The 18,500-nt window shown below is 65.2% G+C and carries 23 protein-coding genes; 9 read left to right on the top strand and 14 right to left on the bottom strand.

All coding sequences use genetic code 11. From position 1 onward, the window contains the following. The first annotated feature begins 1 nt into the window (after position 1). Positions 2–175, top strand: a complete 174-nt coding sequence (locus OCQ_RS13780; RefSeq protein ID WP_014384930.1) for an NAD(P)-binding domain-containing protein — start codon at positions 2–4, stop codon at positions 173–175. Positions 176–548: 373 nt separating this feature from the next. Here the strand turns inward: OCQ_RS13780 and OCQ_RS13775 are convergent, their stop codons facing one another. Next, positions 549–1,640: a phosphotransferase family protein gene (locus tag OCQ_RS13775; RefSeq protein WP_014384929.1), complete on the bottom strand. Its 1,092-nt coding sequence runs from the start codon at positions 1,638–1,640 to the stop codon at positions 549–551. A 44-nt stretch (positions 1,641–1,684) separates the two neighbouring features. Here OCQ_RS13775 and OCQ_RS13770 point away from each other — a divergent pair, with 44 nt between their 5' ends. The 4 genes from OCQ_RS13770 (at position 1,685) to OCQ_RS13755 (ending at position 4,348) form a co-directional block, all read left to right on the top strand. Then, the gene (locus OCQ_RS13770) at positions 1,685–2,731 is read left to right on the top strand and encodes a TIGR03857 family LLM class F420-dependent oxidoreductase (protein WP_014384928.1); all 1,047 of its coding nucleotides are present in this window, start codon (positions 1,685–1,687) and stop codon (positions 2,729–2,731) included. 35 nt (positions 2,732–2,766) lie between these two features. Beyond that, entirely contained in the window at positions 2,767–3,483 is a 717-nt protein-coding gene (locus OCQ_RS13765; RefSeq protein WP_014384927.1) for a hypothetical protein, read from the top strand. 83 nt (positions 3,484–3,566) lie between these two features. Further along, positions 3,567–4,070 (top strand): cytochrome c oxidase subunit 3, encoded by a 504-nt coding sequence (locus OCQ_RS13760; protein ID WP_014384926.1) that lies wholly within the window; start codon positions 3,567–3,569, stop codon positions 4,068–4,070. Continuing rightward, positions 4,070–4,348 carry a cytochrome C oxidase subunit IV family protein gene (locus OCQ_RS13755; protein WP_014384925.1) on the top strand — a complete coding sequence of 93 codons (279 nt, stop codon included), beginning with the start codon at positions 4,070–4,072 and terminating at the stop codon, positions 4,346–4,348. The genes OCQ_RS13760 and OCQ_RS13755 overlap by 1 nt, the downstream gene beginning before the upstream one ends. Before the next feature lie 3 nt (positions 4,349–4,351). Here the strand turns inward: OCQ_RS13755 and OCQ_RS13750 are convergent, their stop codons facing one another. The 5 genes from OCQ_RS13750 to OCQ_RS13730 are packed head-to-tail and all read right to left on the bottom strand — an operon-like array spanning position 4,352 to position 8,364. Further along, positions 4,352–4,933 (bottom strand): nuclear transport factor 2 family protein, encoded by a 582-nt coding sequence (locus tag OCQ_RS13750; protein WP_014384924.1) that lies wholly within the window; start codon positions 4,931–4,933, stop codon positions 4,352–4,354. Between the two features lie 5 nt (positions 4,934–4,938). Beyond that, positions 4,939–5,862: an SDR family NAD(P)-dependent oxidoreductase gene (locus tag OCQ_RS13745; RefSeq protein ID WP_014384923.1), complete on the bottom strand. Its 924-nt coding sequence runs from the start codon at positions 5,860–5,862 to the stop codon at positions 4,939–4,941. Then, complete coding sequence (locus OCQ_RS13740) at positions 5,859–6,293, bottom strand: Zn-ribbon domain-containing OB-fold protein (protein ID WP_139826540.1); 435 nt, start codon at positions 6,291–6,293, stop codon at positions 5,859–5,861. The genes OCQ_RS13745 and OCQ_RS13740 overlap by 4 nt, the downstream gene beginning before the upstream one ends. Beyond that, a complete protein-coding gene (locus OCQ_RS13735) occupies positions 6,290–7,093 on the bottom strand; it encodes an enoyl-CoA hydratase/isomerase family protein (protein ID WP_014384921.1) in 804 nt (267 codons plus the stop codon). Before OCQ_RS13735 ends, OCQ_RS13740 begins: the two co-directional genes overlap by 4 nt. Next, the gene (locus tag OCQ_RS13730) at positions 7,090–8,364 is read right to left on the bottom strand and encodes a cytochrome P450 (protein ID WP_041785000.1); all 1,275 of its coding nucleotides are present in this window, start codon (positions 8,362–8,364) and stop codon (positions 7,090–7,092) included. Before OCQ_RS13730 ends, OCQ_RS13735 begins: the two co-directional genes overlap by 4 nt. 168 nt (positions 8,365–8,532) lie before the next feature. Between OCQ_RS13730 and OCQ_RS13725 the strand changes: the two genes are divergently transcribed. After that, the gene (locus OCQ_RS13725; RefSeq protein ID WP_041785618.1) at positions 8,533–9,615 is read left to right on the top strand and encodes a Gfo/Idh/MocA family protein; all 1,083 of its coding nucleotides are present in this window, start codon (positions 8,533–8,535) and stop codon (positions 9,613–9,615) included. 5 nt (positions 9,616–9,620) lie between these two features. Here the strand turns inward: OCQ_RS13725 and OCQ_RS13720 are convergent, their stop codons facing one another. Genes OCQ_RS13720 through OCQ_RS13710 form a run of 3 tightly spaced genes read right to left on the bottom strand, consistent with a single transcriptional unit; the run spans position 9,621 to position 12,886 of the window. Then, complete coding sequence (locus tag OCQ_RS13720; RefSeq protein WP_158023544.1) at positions 9,621–10,244, bottom strand: cysteine hydrolase; 624 nt, start codon at positions 10,242–10,244, stop codon at positions 9,621–9,623. Positions 10,245–10,263: 19 nt separating this feature from the next. Continuing rightward, positions 10,264–11,397, bottom strand: a complete 1,134-nt coding sequence (locus tag OCQ_RS13715; RefSeq protein ID WP_041785616.1) for a Zn-dependent alcohol dehydrogenase — start codon at positions 11,395–11,397, stop codon at positions 10,264–10,266. A gap of 25 nt (positions 11,398–11,422) precedes the next feature. Then, on the bottom strand, positions 11,423–12,886 hold the full coding sequence (locus OCQ_RS13710) for an aldehyde dehydrogenase (RefSeq protein ID WP_014384916.1): 1,464 nt from the start codon (positions 12,884–12,886) through the stop codon (positions 11,423–11,425). 79 nt (positions 12,887–12,965) lie between these two features. Between OCQ_RS13710 and OCQ_RS13705 the strand changes: the two genes are divergently transcribed. The 3 genes from OCQ_RS13705 to OCQ_RS13695 are packed head-to-tail and all read left to right on the top strand — an operon-like array spanning position 12,966 to position 15,208. Next, entirely contained in the window at positions 12,966–13,403 is a 438-nt protein-coding gene (locus OCQ_RS13705) for an FAS1-like dehydratase domain-containing protein (RefSeq protein ID WP_014384915.1), read from the top strand. After that, complete coding sequence (locus OCQ_RS13700; RefSeq protein ID WP_041784999.1) at positions 13,400–13,855, top strand: MaoC/PaaZ C-terminal domain-containing protein; 456 nt, start codon at positions 13,400–13,402, stop codon at positions 13,853–13,855. The genes OCQ_RS13705 and OCQ_RS13700 overlap by 4 nt, the downstream gene beginning before the upstream one ends. A gap of 12 nt (positions 13,856–13,867) precedes the next feature. Further along, the gene (locus OCQ_RS13695; RefSeq protein WP_014384913.1) at positions 13,868–15,208 is read left to right on the top strand and encodes a TetR/AcrR family transcriptional regulator; all 1,341 of its coding nucleotides are present in this window, start codon (positions 13,868–13,870) and stop codon (positions 15,206–15,208) included. Here the strand turns inward: OCQ_RS13695 and OCQ_RS13690 are convergent. The 5 genes from OCQ_RS13690 to OCQ_RS27225 all read right to left on the bottom strand — a co-directional run bounded on the left by OCQ_RS13690 (position 15,161) and on the right by OCQ_RS27225 (position 18,424). Continuing rightward, positions 15,161–16,072: a 3-carboxyethylcatechol 2,3-dioxygenase gene (locus OCQ_RS13690; protein ID WP_014384912.1), complete on the bottom strand. Its 912-nt coding sequence runs from the start codon at positions 16,070–16,072 to the stop codon at positions 15,161–15,163. The two genes, OCQ_RS13695 and OCQ_RS13690, sit on opposite strands and share 48 nt — an antisense overlap. Before the next feature lie 5 nt (positions 16,073–16,077). Further along, a complete protein-coding gene (locus OCQ_RS27350; RefSeq protein WP_407937428.1) occupies positions 16,078–16,155 on the bottom strand; it encodes a hypothetical protein in 78 nt (25 codons plus the stop codon). 507 nt (positions 16,156–16,662) lie between these two features. Then, positions 16,663–17,502, bottom strand: coding sequence for a thioesterase family protein (locus OCQ_RS13685; protein ID WP_041784998.1), 840 nt, complete (start codon positions 17,500–17,502; stop codon positions 16,663–16,665). Positions 17,503–17,552: 50 nt separating this feature from the next. Beyond that, complete coding sequence (locus tag OCQ_RS13680; RefSeq protein WP_014384910.1) at positions 17,553–18,299, bottom strand: alpha/beta fold hydrolase; 747 nt, start codon at positions 18,297–18,299, stop codon at positions 17,553–17,555. Then, entirely contained in the window at positions 18,296–18,424 is a 129-nt protein-coding gene (locus tag OCQ_RS27225; protein ID WP_014384909.1) for a hypothetical protein, read from the bottom strand. The genes OCQ_RS13680 and OCQ_RS27225 overlap by 4 nt, the downstream gene beginning before the upstream one ends. Between the last annotated feature and the right edge of the window lie 76 nt (positions 18,425–18,500).

Raw genomic sequence — 18,500 nt, 5'->3', positions numbered from 1 at the left:
CATGACCGAGGTCATCGGTTTCATTGGCGCAGGGCAACTCGGAGAGCCGAGGGTGTCTCGTTTGATCGATGCCGGTCACCCCGTGCTCGTGCACACCCGCCGCCGTGAGGTGCGGGACCGGGTGGTGTCGCATGGCGCAGCCGTGGCCGATTCGGTGGCCGATCTGGCCCGATAGGGGCCGGGATTGCGGTCACGATCCTCTAGCGCGAACGCGTCTACCGCGACATTGGGGCGGGGAAGCGTTGGTGCCGTGGGGATCCAGGAGGCAATACGCCTAGACGTGGCGGACGTGGTTCCCGCGACTGAAGGCGTCCCCGTGATGACCAAGATGGTGTCCTATGACGAGTCGCAGAACGTTGATGAGGCCCAGCGTCGGTCCCGCGACTTGTCCAACGTGGTCGACGGCGGGTGTCGTCGGCGTCGGTCACCCGGAACTGCGCGAAGCGTTGGCCACCGCGGCCACCAAGGCCGCGGCCACGGTCATGGCCGCTCCGTTCGAGGCCTTCGCGCCCGACATCCTGACAACGCTGGCGTCGCCTGACAGCTTGTCAGATCCTGTCGAGGTAGTGCTCCACCAACGCGACAGACGTCCGCGGATAGCTCATCGCCGTCGTGGCGTCCAAGCCGTCGCGCACGAGTAATCGGGCGAGCCGGTTGTTGATCAGCGACAGCACGAAAGCCGCCACCAGTTGGTAGTAGGCGATATCGCCAGTCAGGCGGCCACCAAAGTCGAGATAGCGGCGCACGAACCCGTCGTCGTCGGGGATGCCGGGTAGCCGGGTGAAGCCCAGCGCTTCGCACAGAAAGCGCTCGAACATCAGCCACCAACCGAGGTCGATGTCCGGCGGCCCGGTGCCTGCGGTCTCCCAGTCGAACAGCGCGACGACCTCGAGATTGTCACCGAAGCACATGTTCCCCACCCGTGCGTCGCCCCAGACGATGGTGTCGGTGTCGGTGTCGGTGTCGGGCGCCGAGTGGACGATGACCCGCAGTGCCTCGGCCAACGTGTCGGCGCCCACCACGAGATCGGCGCGGCACCATTCGAACCAACCGCGGAGCTCGTCCACATAGCGGTGCAGCGCGGTGCGGGTCGGGTCGGCGTCACCACGGAGGAAGGCCAACGTGTCCGGGTCGTCGACGCGGTGAAGCGCAACCAGCGCCCGCAGTCCGTTGTCGCATAGCACTGAGCGCTCATCGGCCGACAGGTCGACCGTCCACCCGCGCTTGTGCCAGCTCGGAACGTCCGAAGGTGTCTGCCCCGACACCCGTCGCATCAGATAGAAGGGCGACCCGAGGACCGTCGCGTCGCGTTCGATTCCGATAACCTCCGGCACCGGAAGGCCATGCGCGCTCAGACGTTTCATCACGTCGGCCTGGCGCGGCGCGTCGGGAGTGGTGAACAGCTGGTGGTTCTCGGCCTGCGCGCGCAGTACCAGGTCCGCGGCGTGGTGTGCACCGAATGGGTCGGTCCAGGTGGCGGTGAAGAAAGCCGTCTTCCCGGAGTAGCCGGCCTGCGGAGCCGTGAACTCGGAGATCTCGAACGCGTTCACGCCACCGGGCGCCAACCGTTCGGGAAGCCACGCCCGCATGACCTCGCGCATGCGGTCGCCGACGTCACCGCGCGCGGATGTGTACGGCATAGACCTCCTTTGCAAACCTGAACACTACTGTCAGAATAGCGGTCATGGAGCGACATGAATCCGGTGGCATCGCGCTCGGCGCCTACGTGCTTCCCGGACGTGTCACTGATCCCGGCGCGGCCATCGGTCAGGCACGAGCCGCAGAGCGGCTCGGTCTGCGCACGGTGTGGCTGAGCGAGCGGTGGGGCACCAAGGACCTAGGAGTGATCGCAGGCGCATTAAGCCAAGTCACGTCGAGCGTCCGAATCGCTTCGGGTATCACGCATTTGCAGTCCCGGCATCCCGCGCTGCTGGCGTCGCTTGCGATGACGACTCAGGCGCTCTCGGACGGGCGGTTCGTTCTCGGCGTCGGGCGCTCGGTCGACGCCATGTGGACGGCCGTTGGGCTGCCGCGCTCCACCAGCGCCGCGATCGTCGACCACGCCGACATCTTCCGGCGGCTGTGCCGCGGCGAGAAGGTCCACTATGACGGACCCGCGGGGAAGTATCCGTCGCTGCGGCTCAACGACCTTCCCGACCAACCGGTGCCGCCGTTGGTCTTCGCCGCGATCGGCCCCAAGGGCCTGGAACTTGCGGGCCGTCACTTCGACGGTGTGCTTTTGCATCCGTTCCTCACTCCTGCAGCCGTTCGCCGTTCAGTCGAGCGCCTGCGCGACGCCGAACACGCGGCTGGGCGGCGGACGGGCAGCGTGCGGGTGTATGCCACCGTCGTGGTGGCGTGCGAGCTGCCCGCCGAAGCGGAACTCGCCGTGGTGCGTGCCCGGGCAGTGACGTACTACCAGATTCCCGGCTTCGGAGAGCGCCTGGCGGCGGTAAATGGGTGGAATCGGGAACCGTTGACACGGTTGCGATCCCATTCGTTATTGGCTGGTATCAAAGGCTCGGCGGACTCTGTGCTCACCCGCGAAGAACTGGTAGAAGTCGCGTCGGTATTGCCCATGGCCTGGACCGGCGAGGCGGCGGCGGTTGGAACGGCGCGTGCCTGCCACGCGATGTTCGAGCGCTACCGGGACGCCGGCGCCGATGAACTGGTTCTGCACGGCAGCACGCCCGACAGGTTGGGTACGCTGTTCGCGGATCCATTAAACTAGTTAAACATTGAGCGGATTATAGTTACGATGCCATCGTGGACCTCAAACTCCAACGCATCGCCGCGTGGGGCGGCATCGCCATGCTCGCTCTGTTCTTTATCTTCTTCATGCTCATCGCAAAGCTGATTCCGCCGCTCTCGCCGACCGCCAGCGCTGCGGCCATCACCGACTTCCTCATCGCCAACAAGCTGCGGGTACGGGTCGGTCTCGCCTTGAGCCTGCTAGCAGCCTGCGTCGCGTTACCCTGGTTGGCCACCATCTGCCTGCGCGTACGTCGCGTCGAAGGCAAGTGGGGAGTGCTGTCGATGACCCAGATCTTCGCTGGGGTCATCTTCGTACCGGGCTTCCTCTTTCCCATGATGGTGATGGCTGCAGCGGCCTTTCGTCCCGAAGAGCGCGATCCGCAGATCACCCAAGCCCTTAACGACGTGTTCTGGCTGATGTTCGTCGGGATCGTCGGGACCCTGGTGATCCAGGCCTTGGTCTTGACTTTGGCGTCCTTTCTCGATCGGACGGAACCGGAAACATTTCCGCGGTGGTTCGGCTACCTGAACGCGTGGTACGCGCTTCTGGCCTTGCCGGGTGGGGCGGTCATGATCTTCAACGACGGCCCGCTGGCTTGGAACGGGATTTTCGCCTTTTGGGTTCCATTGGTGGCGTTCTCTGTGTGGATGATCGCGGTGACCGTGGTGTTGATCCAGTCGATCAGTACAGAGCAGTCGGCGGAGCCGGTGACCGCCGCGGCGTCGTGACCGTCGAAGCGCCCTCGACCACTGCAGCGCCTGCCCGACGGCTCCCTGGCGAGAGTGGCACCTGGGTCTTCCTTCTCGGCGACATGCTGGTCTTCGGCGCGTTCTTCGCCACCTTCATGGTCGAACGCGACAAGGCGCCCGAACTCTTTGACGTCGCGCGCAAGACGCTCCACCTCGGGGTCGGCCTCGCCAACACGCTGGTGCTGTTGACGAGCTCACTGTTCGTGGTTGTCGCGCTGGGAGCGCTGCGCTCGGGAGCGCATCGGCTAGCGCGCTCAGTCGTGTCAGGTGCGATCGCTTGCGGCGCAACGTTCATTGCGCTCAAGGCCTTCGAGTACTCCTCGTTGGTGGTGGATGGGCACGGAATCGGGGCGAACCACTTCTACCTCTACTACTTCATCCTCACCGGCGTGCACCTGTTCCACGTCTGCGTCGGCATGGGTGTCCTGACATTCCTGCTGACCCAGACTGGGCGGCCCGAGCTCGGTGCGACGCGGATGGCTGTCGTGGAGGGCGGAGCCTGCTTCTGGCATCTCGTCGACCTGCTGTGGATCGTGCTGTTTCCGTTGCTGTACCTGGTGGCCTGATGACCGGTCCGTCGGCCCTCACGTTCGTCCGCAGCCGCGCGGGACTGTCGTGGCTGGTTCTCATCGTGGCGACCCTGATCTCTTATGCGCTGGGCGCCGACCACGGCACCGGATCGGTGATGGTAGTCGTAGTGCTCGCGATTGCCGCGATCAAGGTTCGGCTCGTCGGGCTCGACTTCATGGAACTGCGCAGTGCCCCAATACCATTGCGCCTGATCTTCGAGGGTTACTGCCTCGGGCTGTGGGCTATGCTGTCCGGACTGTACTTGTTCGGTTGACCATCAGTGCGACCGAACGCCGAAGTCGATGTCCTGGATGCCTTTGAACGGCGTGAAGCCGTCCTTGCCCAACCATGACGGGCTGGCGCTGTGCCCGGGCTCCGGCCGCGCCCAGTCGACCCACGGCCCCCAGTCCTCGCGGCGCAGTTGCTGTTCCAGCGTCTGCGGATGTCTCTTCGCGGCCGCGGAGTAGCGCCGCGCAAACTCCTTCATCTCGGCCATCACCCAGACGTCCTCCTCGGAACGCCACTTTCCGTCGCCGGCGTACTCGATGAACTGATAGGACGGGAAGTCGATGGGCGGTGCGCCGGGCTCCGGATTGTCGGCACGATTGAACACCTTGTAGGCGACCCGCGCCCCGTCGATGACGTAGAAGATTAGCGGGCTGTAGACCTGCGGCGCGGCACCCATCGTGCCTTCGAGGAATTTGGTGATCTCGTCGGGACCGGTGAAGGTTCCGTAAAAGTGGTCGAAGTAGGTCGCGTCGTCGGTGAACAGGTTGGCCCAGGCCGCCCAGTCCTCGAGCACGGGGCCGGTCATGAAGTAGCGTCGGAACTCTCGCTCGACTTCTTCGATGTCTGCCATGGTCGTTAACCTCCGAGTCGTAGTCCTGTGTTGCGTGTGCCGAATATCTCGGTAGCCATGATGGCGCCGAGTTTGCCTGCGTCCCAGCGCTTCTGGCCGTTAGATGCCGATGCTGCCGGATGCCAGCCTTTGAGCAGCTGAAGGTGTTCACCCATGGCCCGAATCACCTGACCGCTGACGTGTCCGGCCTCCGGGCTGGCCAGCCAGGCCACCACCGGGGAGCCGAGCGACGGATCCTTGGGATCGAACTCGTCGTCCGATCGTTCGTCGGGTTCGATGGGCGCCTGCGCTCCTGGCATCGACGCCGACATCCGGGTGCGTCCGCCCGGGCTGATCGCGTTCACGGTAGCGCCGATCGACGCCAACTCGAGGCTCAGCGTCTGGGTCAATCCCACGATCGCCGACTTCGCGGTGCTGTAGTTGGTCTGTCCGAAGTGACCGTGCAAGCCTGCTCCGGAGGTGGTATTGATGATGCGTCCGTACACCTTTCCGCCTGATGCCTTGGATTCCGCACGCCATTTGCGGGCAACGGCGCGGCTGGTGAGCCAGCTGCCGCGGACGTGCACCCGCATCACGAGGTCGAAGTCGTCGACGCTCATGTTCCAGATCGCCTTGTCGCGCACGATGCCCGCGTTGTTGACGACGATGTCGAGGCGGCCGAGCTGCGAGTAAGCCCGCTCCACCGCGAGGTCGACCTGCTCCTCGTCGCCCACGTCGCTGAAGTCGGAAACCGCTTTCCCGCCCCGGCTTTCGATAATGGCCACCACCTCGTCGGCAACTTTTCCGGTGCCTTCACCGGACAGACTGGTGCCGAGATCATTGACGATCACGGTGGCGCCGTGCTTGGCCAGCTCAAGCGCGTGACCGCGGCCGATGCCATGGCCTGCGCCGGTCACCAGGGCGACCTTGCCCTCGAGTAGTCCTGTCACTGGTTCTCCTCGCTAGGTGTGAACACCGTAAGGTAGGGACTTTCGGGATCGTCCTCGTCGACCGCACGAAACAACGCCGTGACCGGCATCCCGACCCGCAGCCGATCCGGCTCGACGCCGTCGATCGTCGTCATGAGCCGTGGCCCCTCGTCCAGTTCGACGATCGCAGCTACGTAAGGCAGCCGCTCCTTGAAGGGGGGCAGATCATTCACGTACACAGTCGAATACGTGTAGAGCGTTCCGAATCCGCTGGCCTGAACGGGGTGGACATCCTCGCTCCAGCAGTGCGGACAGAACGGTCGCGGGTAGTGGTGGACCTTGCCGCAGGCCGCGCATTCGGTGATCAGCAGTCGACCTTGCCGAGCCGCCTCCCAGTATGAAGCACTTGCGGCGTCGATCGTCGGAATATCTGCCCTTGCCACGGCCGTCACCACCCGGTGAACTCGGTCGGACGCTTCTCGACGAACGCCTGCACGCCCTCTTTGGAGTCGTGCGAGTACGACTGGAGTTCCTGCGCCATCGCCTCCGCGACGAACGCGCCAGGCCGGTCGGTGTCGGGGGAGTCGTTGAGAAGCCGCTTGGTGAACGCGATGGCACTGGTCGGCGCGCCGGCCAGCCGTCCCGCGAAGTCGGCGACGGTGGAATCGAAGTTCTCGACGCTCACCACCCGGTTCACCAGCCCCAGCCCCAACGCCTCAGAGGCCGTGAGTCGTTCGCCGAAGAACGCCATTTCCTTAGCCTTCTGCATGCCGATGCGGCGAGGTAGCAGGTAGCACCCACCGCCGTCGACGACGAGCCCGCGTTTGACGAAAGACTCTGCGAAGTAGGCGTTTTCGGTGGCAATCACTAGATCGGAGGCGTAGACGACATGCGCCCCAAGCCCGGTTGCGGCCCCGTGCACCGCGGCGATCACCGGCTTGTTGCAGTCCAGGACACACGCCACCAACTTCTGGGCCCCGTTCATGATGCGCCGCATGGGCTCCATCACGCGTTTCTCACCCTGCGCGCGCCGATCGGCCAGCGAACCCACATCAGCGCCGGAGCAGAAGTGTTTGCCGTTGGCGCGCAGCACCACGACGCGCACCTTCTCGTCGCCGTCGGCGGTGGACAACAGCGCGATGAGCGCGTCCCTGTCGTCGGGCCGGACCGCGTTGGCAGCCTCCGGCCGGTTCAGGGTGATGGTCATGACTCCGTCGGAGATGTCCGACAGGACCGTTTGGGGTGTGCTCACGGTGTGTAGGTCGCCTTCAGATGTTTGATGCCGTTGACGAAATTCGACCTCAGCATGACTGGCTCACCTGCCGCCGTGATGTCGGGGTATCGCGCATAGAGCATGTCGAAGGCCACATTCAACTCGAGGCGGGCCAGGTGAGCGCCCAGGCAATAGTGCGGACCCGGACCACCGAAGGCAATGTGGTTGTTGGGTTTTCGAGCAATATCGAAGATTTCGGGTCGGGCGAAGACCGCGGGGTCCCGATTGGCGGCGGGATACCACATGACAACTTTGTCGCCCGCGTTGAACGTATGGGTGACCTGGCCATCCTCATTGGTGAGCGTCACCCCGTCGCGGGTCACGGTGCGGCGCATGTGGATCACCGGACTGGCATACCGCAGAATCTCTTCGATGGCTGTCGGCGCCAGCTCTTCGTAGTTGGCCAGCAGCCTGTCGCGTTGGTCGGGGTGCTCGCTCAGGATCAGCAGGCCATGGGTGAGCGCGTTGCGCGTGGTCTCATTGCCCGCGCCGATCAGCAGGATGAAAAACTTGGCCAACTCCTGCGGGGTCAGGTTCTCCTCGTCTGAGGTGACCAGCTTGCTGATCACATCGTCACGGGGATTGGTTATGCGATCTTCGGCGATGCCCTTCAGCAGTTCGATGAGTCGCTCGCTCGTCTCGGTCACCGCCTTCTCGATGCCGGACACGGTCTGGTCGGGAACATATTCGGGGTCCGATGCGCCGAGCACGACGTTTGTGGCGCGCAGGATGAACCGCTCGTGCTCGCGCGGCACACCGAGCATGTTGTCGATGATGCGCAGCGGCAGCAGGGTGGCGAACGATGAGACGAAATCGCACTCGCCCGAGCGCGGCATCTCCTCGAGGATCTCGGCGGTGGTCTCCTGCACCTGGCCGCGGAGTTCGGACAGGATCCGGGGACTGAAGCCCCTCGAGACGATCTTGCGGAGCCGTTGGTGTTCGGGATCGTCCATGTCGATGATCGAGCCCCGGTATTCGCGCATTTCGGCGGTCTGGTCGAAAATCTGGGTGCCCTGCCCGGAAGCGAACTCGGCGGGGCGACGGCTGATGGCAATGACATCGCGGTGCGATCCGACCGCCCAGAATCCGCGCACGCGCGGGGAGCCGGGACGGTTGGTACGGACGAACACCGGGCCCCCAGCCTCGCGGAGGCGTCGGTACAGCTCCGTCCGGTCGCCAGGCCGCTCCTGCCACCATTGCAGGTCGACCAGCGGGGCGAAGTGCTGCTCATCGATGTCCGTCGCGCTCACAGCATCCGATTCTGGCACTCATGTCACTTTTAGGCAACGTCGCAGTACCGGCCGATATAAGCGGTTGACTTCGAATCGCACTCTTGAACACAGGAGTCATCTAACATTAGCGTCACTACTGGGTCCGGGCGCACCGAGCCGGGCCGACGGCAAGATTGGGGAGTGCAGATGACATTACGGGTCGGCATCATCGGCGTCGGCTGGGGTGCCCATGTGCAGGTGCCGGGATTCCGGGCGGCCAAGGGTTTCGAGCCCGTGGCACTCTGCGCACGCACTCCGGAGCGCCTCGCACGGGTGGCCACCAAGCTTGGCATCGAAGAGACCTCGATCGATTGGAAGTCGTTCGTTACGCGAGACGACCTCGACGTCATCTCGGTCGCGACGCCGACGACCCTGCACCACGACATGACGCTGGCCGCGCTGGCCGCAGGTAAGCCCGTGCTGTGCGAGAAGCCGCTTGCCGGTGACCTGGATGCGGCGCGTGACATGGTGCGCGCCGCCGCCGAGGCCAACGTGCCCACCGCCTGTTGCTTCGAGAACCGGTGGAACCCAGACTGGTTGGCCGTCGCGGACCGGGTGCGTTCCGGCTTCCTGGGCACGCAGTACCTCGCGCGCGTGAGCCGCAGCGCATCGTATTGGCACCCGAGCCATCCCCTGCAGGCTCACTGGATGTACGACCGTGAGCAGGGCGGCGGATACCTGGCAGGCATGTTGGTGCACGATCTTGACTTCCTGTGCAGCTTGCTCGGTCGGCCGGTGTCGGTGTGCGCGGAGGTGCGCACCAGTGACCCCACTCGTGAGCTGCCCGATGGTGGGACGCTGCGCGTCACCGCCGACGACACCGCGGCGCTGCTGATGCGCATGGAGTCCGGGGTGACCGCTGTCCTGAGTGTTTCGGTGATGGGCGCCCACGCCGACCACTACCGACTGGAACTCTTCGGCTCCGACGGCACGATCATCGGTGACGGCGATTTACGCTCTGCGGCATATCGTCTCGGCGCCGCGGCTGACGACGGGCTGAGGCCGCTGACCGTCGACGACCGCGAGCCTGCGCATCCCGAGCGGCTCCCCGACGGGCTGGCGGGCCATGCCAGCCGGGCGATGGCGCTGATGCTGCAGGACTGGCTGCCCGCGTTCGACGGGGGTCCGAGCGAAGCTGCCACCTTCGAGGATGGACTGCTGTCACTCGCAGTGATCGACGCCGCGCGCCGCTCCTCCGAGGGTGGCGGCTGGGAGCCCGTACAGGCCTGAGGCCCCTAGCAGTTGTGCCAGGCGGTCATCACGTCCCGGGTCGTCGGTGTGGGACCGAGTAGCCGGAGCGAATGGCGGAGCATGGCGTCGACGAATTCCGCTGGGAGCCCTGATACTCCGTCGCTGAGCACGGCGACGCGGTACCCGAGATTGACCGCCTCGATGGCCATGCCGATGATTGCCTCGTTCACCGACACCCCGCCGATCACGAGCGACTCGATGTCGAGGCTGCGCAGGATGGCGTCGAGGTCGGTGCCGGTAAAGGCGGACATGCCATGTCGGCGCGCATGCACGACGTCGGGTTCTAAGGGCGCCAATTCAGCGATGATCTCGGCCGCGGGACTGCCCTCCGCCATGTAGCTTGCGTCGTGTCCGAGCGTCGCGGCCAGTAGCGGAGTATTGATCCGGACGCCGACGTGATTGGCCCGGAACTGCAGGGTGGCATGAATGACCGGTACGTCGAGTTCGCGTGCCTGGGCGCAGAATTCAGCTAGCCTCGTTGGTAGTCGCGCGGCAGCGACCGCACCCGAGAGCTCACGCATTGCCTCTGGCGCCAGGTCGCCGACGATGCCGCGCTGCATCTCGGAAATGATGACGGCCGTGCCTCGGCGGGGGATCAGGTCAGACAATTGCATGCGCGTACCGCGGTCAGCCCGCTGACGGCTCCGCCGGCGGGTAGAGCAGGACGCCGCGGATGTTGGCTCCCGCGTGCATGTCGGCGTAGCCGTCGTTGACCTTCTCCAATGGATACGTTCGGGTGACCATGGTGTCGAGGTCCACCTGGCCGGCGCTGTACAACTCGAGAATCTTGGGGATGTCGGCGCGCGGATTGCCCGAGCCGTACAGCGTTCCGATGATCTGCTTCTCGGTCAGTGTCAGGTCCATCAAATTGGCCCGGATCTCGCGCTCCAACATCGGATGGATGTTGGTGACCACCAGCCTGCCCCGCTTGGCCGTCATCGCGAGGGCCTGGCCGACCAGCTGGCCGTCGCCGACGCCCATCGCGCAGATGAACTTGTCCACGCCGCGGTTCCAGGTGGCCTCGGCGACAACGGCTTTCGCTTCCTGCCAGTCCGCCACCGTGTGGGTCGCACCCATCTTCGCCGCTTCTTCCCGCTTGTACTCCGACGGGTCGATCACGGTTATGGTGCGCGCACCCGCGAGCCGGGCGCCCTGGACCGCCGCTGCGCCTATGCCGCCGACGCCGGCGACGGCCACGGTGTCTCCCGGCCGTACGTCGGCGGCGTACACCGCCGATCCCCATCCGGTGATGAAGCCGCAGCCGAGCAGGCAGGCGAGGTCGAGTCGGTAGTGCTCCGGGATCTTGACGCAGCTCGCCTCGTGGACCACGGTGTGATGCGAGAACGAACCGACGCCGCAGGCTAACGCGAGGTCCTTGTCGCCGATATGGTGGCGGGCGGTTCCGTCGTGAATCTGCATGCCGGAGTAGATCTTTGCGCCAAGATCGCACAGGCTCTGATGACCGGTCGAACACGACGGGCACCGGCCGCAGGATGGAATGAAGCTGAACACCACGTGGTCGCCAGGAGCGAGCCACGACACATGATCGCCGACGGCCTTGACCACGCCGGCACCCTCGTGCCCACCGATGCAGGGCAGGGCGATCGGCATGTCACCAGTGACGAGGTGGTCGTCGGAATGGCACATACCTGATGCATGAAGTTCGACCAGTACCTCGGTCGCCTTCGGCGCGTCGAGCTCGATGGTCTCGATCGTCCACGGCGTGTTGCGCTCGTACAGGACCGCCGCCTGGGTCTGCATGCTCATGGGCACGCCCTTTCTGTCCTCAACGGATGATGGCCTGATATTCGATGAAGCCGGCGATGCCCTCGGGACCGCCTTCGCGGCCGATGCCGGATTGCTTGAACCCGCCGAACGGGCTGGCGAAGTCCAGCACGGCTGTCGAGTTGACGGCCACCGATCCGACCTCGAGCCGTGTCGCAACCGCCGAAGCACGCGCCGCGTCGGACGACCACACCGCACCGACAAGTCCGTAGCGAGAGTCGTTGGCGATGGCAACCGCTTCGGCGGCGGTATCGTCGCCAACGTCGTCATAGGCGATGACGACCGCGACCGGACCAAAGACCTCCTCGCGGGCGATCTCCATGTCGTTGGTCGCCGCGACGAGCGCCGGGGCGACGTACCAGCCTGGGCGGTCCGGCCGTTCGCCGCCCACCAGGATCGTGGCGCCCTCTTCTCGCGCACGCCGCAGGAAGCCCTCCGCCTTGTCGCGAGCCGCCTCGTTGATCACCGGTCCGATGTCGGTGGACCGGTCGGCCGGATCTCCTACGGTGAGGCCGGCGACCGCATCGGTCAACGCCGTCACGTATTCGCCGTAGCGGCTGCGCGGCAACAGGATTCGCGTCAGGGCCGCGCAGAGCTGGCCATTGTTTCCCATCACGCCGCTGACCAATCCGGGCACCGCGCTCTCCAGCTCCGCGTCGGGCAGGACGATGGCCGCGGACTTACCACCCAGTTCGAGGCTGTATCGGCGGATGCGAGACCCGCACGACGCGGCGATCCGCGCACCCACTGCCGTCGATCCGGTGAAGCTGACCTTGTCGACTCCCGGATGCTCGGTGAGCAGCTCGCCCGTGGCGGCACCGCCGTTCACGACGTTGACCACGCCGTCGGGGATTCCGGCCTGTTCGATCGCGTCGGTCAGCGCGGCGAATTCCAGCGGTGCGTCGGGTGCCGGTTTCAAGACCACCGTGCACCCTGCGGCCAGTGCGGGGCCGAGCTTCAACGCGGCGATGAACAACGGCGTGTTCCATGGCACGATCGCGCCGACCACCCCGACGGGTACGTGGCGCACCTCGACCGTCCCGCCCGTCATCGAGGGACGGGTGGCGAAGAAGGGATAGTCGGCGGTGATGGAGGCATAGGCCTTTAGCACGCCGACGGCGGTGATCACCTGACCGAAGGTGCTCCAGGATCGCGGTGATCCGATCTCGGCGGTCGTCAGGTCGGCCAGTTCACCCTTGCGCGCCTCGAGCGCATCGGCCAACCGGCCGAGTGCGGCGCCGCGCTCGGCGGGAGAGGTGGCGGCCCATGCGGGCAGGGCAGCGCGAGCGGCTGCAACGGCGGCGTCGACGTCGTCTCGCCCGGCGACACTGACGGTCCCCAGCACCTCGCCGCTGGCCGGGGACGTCACGTCGATCGTCTCGGCGGGGGCACCCGTGATCCATTTGCCTGCGACGTAGCTTGCCGCCAACTCGACCATGAAGACCGATTCTGGCACCAATGTCATCTTTCGACAAGCGGCTCATTTGTGCTGTAGACGCCCTATCGGTTTCCTTCCGGTACTTTTTCTGACACTATTGGTCACTATGACTGCACCGTCCGAAGGCGACGCCGATCTGGGCCACGGACAGCCCTGGGAGGTCGTCGTCGAGCGCGGCAAGATCGCCGAGTTCGCCGAGGCCATGCTGAGCGACGAGCCTGCCTACCGCGGCCCCGACGCGATCATTCCGCCCACGTTCCTCACCAGCGCCGCCCGGTGGGCGCCGCCCGGTGTGCGGGTCAGCGTGGGCTTCGACCGCAAGCGCCTGCTACACGGCGAACAGGAGTACGCCTTCTATGGCGACCTGCCCGCTGCGGGCGACGTGCTCACCGCTCAGGAGCGGGTGGTCGACCGGTTCGAAAAGCCGGGTAAGCGCGGCGGCACGATGCGCTTCGCCACTGTAGTAACCGAATACCGGGATGCCGCAGGAGCATTGGTTGCCGAGGCGAAGGCGACGTTCATCGAAACGGCGGCCGAGAAGTGACGGCCGCAACTGCCTTGCGGGTCGGCGCGGAGGCCCCACCACGCGAATTCGGTCCGCTCACCCGTCAGATGTTCGTCCGCTATGCGGGGGCGTCCGGGGACCTGAACCCCATGCATTACGACGACGAACTCGCGCGGTCCGCCGGATACCCGTCGGTGTTCGCGCAGGGAATGTTCTCGGCAGCGCTGCTCGCGGGATTTGCGACCGATTGGATGGGCGCGGGCAACGTGCGCCGTTTCGGGGTCAGATTCCGCGAACAGGTCTGGCCGGGTGACGTACTGACGTGCGCGGGGACCGTCACCGAGATCTGCGAGGAGGGGGACGCTGACCGCCTGTCTGTCGAGTTGACCGTCACCCGCCAGACCGGCGGGGTCGCAATCACCGGTTCCGCACAATTCCTCATACCGCGAAACGCGCCACCGAGTGCCACGTCGAACGCGGATCGGCCATAGGCTTAACCGATCATGTCCGAAGCCTCGATCGTCCGCCGGGCCAGTTACGGCCCGTCCAGCCCCGCCATCGGTGCCCGCGGGGCCAGTACGAGGAGCAAGATCACCGAGGTTTCCCTGGAGTTGTTCGGCCGACTCGGGTACTTCGACACCTCCGTCGATGCGATCGCCAAAGGTGCCGGAGTGTCCCGGGCCACCCTGTACCAGTACTTCAAGGGCAAGGACGAGATCTTCCTTGAGTTGCTCAATGAATGCGGGAGCGCGTTGTTCCGAGTGGCTCGCCGCATCGGGCCGCTCGGGCCGGACGAGGTGGGATTCGACAACCTGAACTGGTGGCTCGGAGAGTGGAGCTGGGTATTCGACAAGTACTCCACGATGTTCGTGCAGTGGACGGCCATCGCCTCCTCGGACACCAAGGTGCGCCCGGAGATCACCCGATTCGTGCGCAGCTACAACCACCGCGTCGCCGAGCGGCTCGGCGCGTCGGGCCTGCGAGGCCTCGACCAGGAAGTGGCGGCCATGACGATGACCGCACTCGTGCACCGCATCAACCTGTTCGTGCACACCAACCGCGCCTACGGCCGTACTGCGAAAGATGCGGTCGACACGCTCTCGGTCTTCCTGCAGCTGATGTTGTTCCCCGACACGCCGCCTGCGGTGTTGACCTCGCTGCGGCTACATGGCAGCACCAACCCGGCCGCAGACGTGGACGCCGTCGAGCTGCCAGACGAACCGACGGTCGAGGGACTTTCGATCAGCGAACGCACCGCCAGTCTCAGCAAGCGGGCCGTCGCCACGGTCACGGCGCTGGCCGAAGCCGGTGCGGCTCAGTTCCGCGCTCGCGGCTACCGCAGCACCAGCGTCGACGACATCGTGGAGGCCGCCGACGTCGCGCGAGGCACGTTTTACAAGTACTTCAGTGACAAGCAGGATCTGCTCGCCGCCGTGGCGGCTGAGATCTACGGGGCCGGAAAGGCTTTCGCAGATAGAATTTCGCACGTCGACCCAATCACGGAAGGGCCGACTCTGCGACACTGGCTAGCCACCTACGTCGAGTTCTACGACCGGTATTCCGGCTGCATCGAGGCGTGGGCGGAGGCTGCCACCGACGACCCAACGATCGTCGGCATCGGTGAGCACGGCCAGGTCCTGATGGACCTCGGCGCGGCGAGAATGCTGATTCGTCGACCTGGTCCATACCCGTTCGATCCATTGGTTTCGGCGCTGATCTTGCGCGCGCTCGTCACCCGGGTGCCGCAGGCGGCGTTGGATCTGCCGGAGCCCATTGACGGTGACGGTCTGGTCGAGCTATTGATCAGCTGTCTTCAGCGCGGGTTCTTCGGTCACACGACCTAACGCACCGGGGGCGGACGCGGCGACGGCCATCCCTGTGATCCATTCCGGAACCGGCTCGTAGGCCAGAGGGTTGACTGGCCTACCGCCACCGGCGGCACCGGCGGCGACCCAGGTCCTGACCTCGTTGGCGCCGGCACCTGCCCGCGTGTGCGCGGAGTCCACGAGTCGAATCAGCGTCGCGGCGTCCCAGGTCGACATCGCCTGCAGCACCTCGGCATCCCAGTCCGGCCGTATCTTGTTGCGCGCATCTGCCATTCCCGCAGCGATGATTCGCGCCCGTTCGTCGTCGCTGAGTTGGTACGTGTCGACTTCTAGGCTTGGTGGCGAATGGGACAGACCGCCGGTGCCGATGAGCAGCACCCGCTGATTCACCGTGTCGAGGAAACGCCCGACCGCCGCGCCGAAGTCGGCGACTCGCCGACCGGTCGGCAGCGGGGCTGTTGCGCAATTCACCGCAATCGGAATGACAGGCTTGGCATGTAGTGTGCCCAACAGATCCCGAATCGGCTGTGCGAAAGCATGGTCCAGTTTGACGTCGCGACAAACCGCGACGTCGAATGCCTCACTGAGCAAGTGCTCGCACAGCGCGCGTGCCAACGCCGCCGGCACCGCCAGTTCGCCTGCGGGATGGCCGCCCTCCGCGATGATCGAAGCGGACAGTGCAACCCCGAACGTGGGTACCACAGTGGTGAATGCGCGACGGTGATCGCCACCGAACACGATGACGATGTCGGGGTCGAAGCTGTTCACCGCATCGGCAGCGGTCGCCAGGGCGGAGCGAAATTCGGACCCGAACGCCTTCTCGACGTCGCGCTCCTTGCCGGGGCTGTGGCTCGCGCAGACCACCAATCGACTCGAAGTCATCGGAGTCAGCCCGCCCCGGATATCGCGCCCTCAGGGCAGTTCGCGGCACCGTTGCGTGCTTCATCTGGGTGCTCCGGCGGCACCTCACCATCTCCAATCACGTGGTGATACCCGCGTCGTCATACTCGAATACGTTGGGCGCCAATGTATAAACACATGCCATGGCCCATGCACCTATCGGCGTCGATCCTTGCGCTCAAGCGGCACCGCCTGCCCCGGGACTTGCGGAAGGTCGGTGGAAACCTTGGGAAGTTCGTCGGTGGTCAATCCCAACCTCGATTCCTATCCGCGCGCACCCTGTGGGAAAACTGTGACCTGGCTACTCCCCAAAGTGTGCCATCACCGTCAGATATAGACAACTCCCTGCATCATCGCCCCAGAGATCCTTGCGCGAAATAGCGCGTGCTCGCGGAAAATATTGCGAAATACCGCTGGGAGATGTTGTGACATCATTGTCAGACATCGCCATACCCTTGGCGTTGTGACAGTGAACTTCCCCTTGGATCGGGGACGCGTGTCGCCGACAACGGATTGACCATCCACGCAAGAACAACCTCGGCAGTTCCCACACAGAAGGGAACGCGCGCGAGTCAAGTCGACACCATCGACATCGGCGGCGAGAACCCGTCATTCGCCAACGCCGTGGCCAGCCCGCTGCCGATGGGCCCCTCTTCGTCGAACAACGTCGCGACGCCGGTGGCAACGCCCTCATGGTCGTAGTGCGTTACCGATGCCAGTCCGATGTAGACGCCTTTCGGCAAGCGACTGAGCGAGATCGTGTAGTCGGCGTTGATGAACTGCAGTCCCGCAATGCCCCAGTGGGTTAGGGAACTGGTGAGGTCACCGGCCATGACTGCGCGAGTGAAGGGTGACAGCGGCTCGTCATCGACGAGCGTCTTCGTCTCCCGAACCCACGCGAACTTCTGCCCGTTGTGTCTCCACTCGGTGACGCCGACACCGGGAGTGCCAGCAACCGGGTCGCGACCGTACGAATGCAACAAGAGGGGCAGGTCGTCGGGCACGACGTCGGGCTCGGCGGGGACTGCAGGCATCGCAACGGGCCACGTCCACACCTTGTCCATGGCCAACTCACTGCGACGCAGGTACAGAGCACTGGCCCGTGCCACGGTGGCGTCGTTCTGAGTCATGACCGCGTCGACCAGCCGAAGTCTGCGGCCGTCGCGCACCACCGACGAATGCACCTGTACGGCCTGCAGTGCCACTGGCCTGAGTAGGTCCACCGTCAGCCGGGCGGGTTGCAGATCGATGTCATCGACTTGTTGCTCGACCGCACGCCCGAGTAGTCCACCGATGTAGTTGCCACTCAGGGAAGGACCCCACGGCCCTCTCGCTAAAGGAGTTGGCACATAGTCTGGGCCGTTGGTGACGAAGAAGCACGTGGGCATAGTGCCGGCCGAGTCCACGGTCATATTATTTTCGATACCTCTCGTCGCGCGGTCGCCCGGCGCCGCAAATGATTTCAGCTCCGCAGTCGGCATCGGGCGAGGAGGATCTCCGCCAGCCGCTCCGGGTGGCTGAACATCAATTCGTGGCAGGCAGCGATCGGGATGACCTCCTGCACGCCGCCGAGCGCGGCCATGCTGGCGTGCTGCGACGCCTGTGAGAGCGCTCGGTCGCGAGTAGTCAGTATCCAGGTGCGCGGCACGTCGTCGGGCATTTCGCTGCGATCTACCGGCTCGCCGGGGATCTTCGGCGACTCGGCAGACAGCAGCGCCATCGTAAGTCGACGTTGTTTGCGAGTCATGCCGTTGCAGAACGCATATCGGGATACGAGGCGTGGAATCTTCATCGGTCGGCCGCCCTTCGCGGCCTGCCGCGCGAAGACGGCCAATGGACCGCGCAACGTGTCCGCGATGGACAGGCCCTGCGGCGGTACGAACGCGGCGGCCAGGATCATCTCCCGCACCCGGGAGGACCCGAGTTTGGTGACGACACCGGGCACCGTCACCCCGGCCATCGAGTGGCCGACGATTACGATGTCGCCAAACCCCTCCCGCTCGATGTCCGCCACGACGGAGTCGACCCATTTGGCGATGGTGGCAGATGCGAGGTCTCCGGGCGTGCGGCCGCGGCCGGGGAGATCCACGGCCAGGGTGCGCAGTTCCGGTGCCTGGCGGTGCAATTCGGCGACGACGAGATTCCAGCAATCACCGGCATGCTCACCGCCGTGGACGAGGACGAGATCGGGGAGTGGCGTCTTTGTCACCGCGTTCGTGGTCGCTTCTTGTTGTTGAGCGAATCGGGATTGGCACCCGCGTTGCCGATGTGGGCGTTGGACATGTCGTCGCGGGCGGCGATGGCGGCCGCCGTCTGCCGGGTGAAGCCGTTCACCCGCTCGGGACGGTTCAGCGCCGCGGTCGCCAGATGGTCATCGACGCGAAATTCGACGGTGGCCAGGTCGGTCTGC

The organism is Mycobacterium paraintracellulare (genome assembly GCF_000276825.1).
In the GTDB taxonomy this organism is placed as follows: Bacteria; Actinomycetota; Actinomycetes; order Mycobacteriales; family Mycobacteriaceae; genus Mycobacterium; species Mycobacterium intracellulare.
Note: the sequence above shows the minus strand (reverse complement) of the source record. Positions and strands in the feature narration are given on the sequence as shown.